Raw genomic sequence first — 2,680 nt, forward strand, 5'->3', positions numbered from 1 at the left:
GGATAAGCCTTGGACGAGGAAACCGCGGGCGACATCCGCTGAGGCCAGCGGATGGCTCGTGCTATGGGGATTTGAATGATCCCACCGGCTCACGGATGCCGCCGGTCGGCGATCAGAGGGATGTGCATCGCTTGCCGGCATGCGGAAAAGACTGCGGGGGCACGACAGCAGGTGGGGGCGAAGCGGTGATGGAAGCGGCGTGGGGGCGCTTTGCGTGATGGCGGGCACGGGCTGGCCGTCACCGACGCTGAGTCGATGAGGTAGGCGCGCGGCGGCGCAGGGCAAAGGCGAAGCGATGCTCATGCGACCTCGCCGACTGGCCAGGGTGGCGCACGTGGGGCATGGCCGCGCGCAATGAGTTCGATGATCACCAGGGGCGCGCCGCAACACGGACACAGACGCGTGTGGGCGCTGACCGCTTGCGAGGGCGTGACATCAGCGGCGGCGACCGGCGTAGGAATCAGCGAGGGCGTTGGCGCCGCGATCAGGGCGCGGGCGCGCGCCAGGTTCTCCACCCGTTTGGCATTGGCCAGCAGGCCATAGTGGCGGATGCGGTGGAAGCCGCGGGGCAGGACGTGCAGCAGGAAGCGGCGCATGAACTCCGCGGGGTCGAGGGTCATGGTCTTGTGCCGCGTACGGCCGGTGGCGCGGTAGTCCTTCCACCTGAAGGTGACGCCGCGATTGTCGAGGGCGATCAGCCGGCTGTTGGCGATGGCCACCCGGTGGGTATAGCGGGCGAGGTACGCGAGCACAGCCTCGGGTCCGGCGAAGGGGCGCTTGGCATAGACGACCCACTCGCAGTGGCGCAGCGGCGCCAGCCACGCGGCGAAGGCCTGGGCATCGACGAGTCCCGCGTACTCGCCGAAGAACTGCAATGCGCCGGCCTCGTGGGCCGCCGTGAGTTGCTCGCAGAAGCGGCGTCGGAACAACCGTGAGAGCACCCGTACGGGCAGGAAGAAGCCGCGCCGGCAGGCCACCCACCGCTGCCCATCGAGCGACAGGCCGCCGCCGGGCACGATGCCGTGCACGTGCGGGTGATGGGTCAGGGCCGAGCCCCAGGTGTGCAGCACCAGGGTCACGCCGATACGCGCGCCCAGATGGCGGGGATCGGCGGCAATGGTGAGCAGCGTCTCGGCGGCGGCCTGGAACAGCAGGCCATAGATCACCCGCTTGTTGTGGTAGGCGATCGCGCCGATCGGTGCCGGCAGCGTGAAGACGACATGATAGTACTCGACCGGCAGCAGGTCGGCCTGGCGCTCGGCCAGCCACTGCCGGGCCGCGGCCCCCTGGCACTTCGGGCAATGGCGGTCGCGGCACGAGTTGTAGGCGACCTGCGTGTGGCCGCAGTCCGGACACTGCTCGAGGTGGCCGCCCAGCGCGGCGGTGCGGCAGCGCTCGATCGCCGACATCGCCTTGAGCTGGGCGAGGCTCAGGTGCCCGGCCTGAGCGCGCCGCCACGCCGGTCCGTGATCGCGGAAGATGTCCGCGACTTCCAGGGTCTGCCGCGGCATGGCCGGCTCAGGCGCGTGGCGCGTGCTCCCGCGTCAGGCGCTCAAGCGGACCGGTGACCTCGCGCAGGGTCGCGGTAGCCACGTGGGTGTACAGCGCCGTGGACTCCAGCTTCTTGTGTCCGAGCAGCACCTGGATGACGCGGATGTCGACCTTCTGCTCCAGCAGATGGGTGGCAAAGCTGTGACGAAGGACATGAAGCGACACCCGCTTGGTGATGCCGGCCGCATCGGCAGCGGCGTGGCAGGCGCGGTTGAGCTGGCGGGTCGACAGCGGGTTGACGGGGTCCTGGCCGGGAAAGAGCCAGCCGTGCGGCAGCACCACGCCGCGCGTATGGCCCTCGCGCCACCACGCCCGCAGGACGCTGAGCAAGGTCGGCGAGAGCATGGCGTAGCGGTCCTTGCTGCCCTTGCCCTGTTCCACGCGGATGACCATGCGCGCGCTGTTGATGTCGTCGACCTTGAGCGCCACCACCTCCGAGGCGCGCAGTCCGGCACCATAGGCCACCGACAGCGCGGCCTGGTACTTCAGCCCCGGCGCCGCCTCGAGCAGGCGCGTGACCTCCTCGGGGTCGAGGACGACGGGGAGCTTGCGGGGCTCGCGCACGTAGCTCATCTTCGCCATGGCCTCGGCACGCCCGAGGGTCACCGTGAAGAAAAACCGCAGTGCCGACACCGCCGTGTTCAAGCTGCCGCTGCCGATACCACTTTCGACCAGATGCAACTGAAAGCGGCGCAGGTCTTCGGCGCTGGCCGTATCGGGCGAGCGCTTGAGAAAACCGGCGAGACACTTCACCCAGCGGATATACCCGCGCTGGGTCTTGGGCGAGAGCTTACGCAGCCGCATGTCCTCGATCATGCGCTGACGCAATGGGCTGATGCTTTGGGTTGATTGGGTCATCGGTCTGCTCCTGGTGTGGAACGAGGCGACATGCCTCACTTCCCACTTTAGGAAACAGCCCTTTTGGCTTACCGCTCCCTCCGCCCCGGATCCGAGCACCTCCTACCGCGCGAGCGGTTTACTTGTCCAGCATAAGGCAGCCAGTCCCGCCTGACTTAGCCAGTGACCGCTGTCGGGAGAAGCGGACGTTTCCAGAGCACGAGGCCCTTGATTCCGAAACGCCCAAACGGCCTGACCAAGTACATCGTCGTCGCCGTCGGTGATCCTCGCC

At 68.2% G+C, this 2,680-nt stretch carries 2 protein-coding genes; both read right to left on the reverse strand.

Going from position 1 to position 2,680, the window contains the following annotated elements:
- Window positions 1-299: 299 nt before the first annotated feature.
- Entirely contained in the window at window positions 300-1,511 is a 1,212-nt protein-coding gene (locus ABFS34_16420; protein ID MEN8377010.1) for an IS91 family transposase, read from the reverse strand.
- Between the two features lie 7 nt (window positions 1,512-1,518).
- Window positions 1,519-2,409: a site-specific integrase gene (locus ABFS34_16425; GenBank protein MEN8377011.1), complete on the reverse strand. Its 891-nt coding sequence runs from the start codon at window positions 2,407-2,409 to the stop codon at window positions 1,519-1,521.
- Window positions 2,410-2,680 lie beyond the last annotated feature (271 nt).

This window comes from Gemmatimonadota bacterium, assembly GCA_039715185.1.
Classification (GTDB): domain Bacteria; phylum Gemmatimonadota; class Gemmatimonadetes; order Longimicrobiales; family RSA9; genus DATHRK01.

What these genes read in the sequence shown, in the direction of transcription:
- ABFS34_16420 (MEN8377010.1), bottom strand. Translation starts at nt 1,511, where the DNA reads ATGCCGCGGCAGACCCTGGAAGTCGCGGACATCTTCCGCGATCACGGA.
- ABFS34_16425 (MEN8377011.1), bottom strand. Translation starts at nt 2,409, where the DNA reads ATGACCCAATCAACCCAAAGCATCAGCCCATTGCGTCAGCGCATGATC.